This is a genomic window from Comamonas sp. B-9 (assembly GCF_000410635.1).
Taxonomy (GTDB): domain Bacteria; phylum Pseudomonadota; class Gammaproteobacteria; order Burkholderiales; family Burkholderiaceae_C; genus Comamonas.
In genome coordinates this window covers 1-581 of the sequence record NZ_APCR01000533.1, presented here as the reverse complement: position 1 = coordinate 581, position 581 = coordinate 1, and the positions used below count along the sequence as shown (strand labels likewise).

1 protein-coding gene is annotated in these 581 nt (G+C 59.4%); it reads left to right on the top strand.

Going from position 1 to position 581, the window contains the following annotated elements:
* On the top strand, nt 1-581 hold a 581-nt coding region (locus tag H928_RS0105000), incomplete at both ends, for an EF-Tu/IF-2/RF-3 family GTPase (protein WP_021025528.1).

The following is a 581-nucleotide window of genomic DNA, read 5'->3' as shown; positions in this document are numbered from 1 at the left end:
GGGCGTGCCTTACATCATCGTGTTCCTGAACAAGTGCGACATGGTCGATGACGAAGAGCTGCTGGAGCTGGTGGAAATGGAAGTCCGCGAACTGCTGGACAAGTACGATTTCCCAGGTGACGACACCCCCATCATCCGCGGCTCGGCCAAGCTGGCTCTGGAAGGCGACCAATCCGACAAGGGTGAACCCGCTATCCTGCGTCTGGCTGAAGCGCTGGACACCTACATCCCAACGCCAGAGCGCGCTGTGGACGGTGCTTTCCTGATGCCCGTGGAAGACGTGTTCTCCATCTCCGGTCGTGGTACCGTGGTGACCGGCCGTATCGAGCGCGGTATCATCAAGGTCGGCGAAGAAATCGAAATCGTCGGTATCAAGGACACCGTCAAGACCACCGTGACCGGCGTGGAAATGTTCCGCAAGCTGCTGGACCAAGGTCAAGCTGGCGACAACGTTGGCCTGCTGCTGCGCGGCACCAAGCGTGAAGACGTGGAGCGTGGCCAAGTGCTGTGCAAGCCTAACTCGATCAAGCCACACACCCACTTCACCGCTGAAGTGTATGTGCTGAGCAAGGACGAGGGCG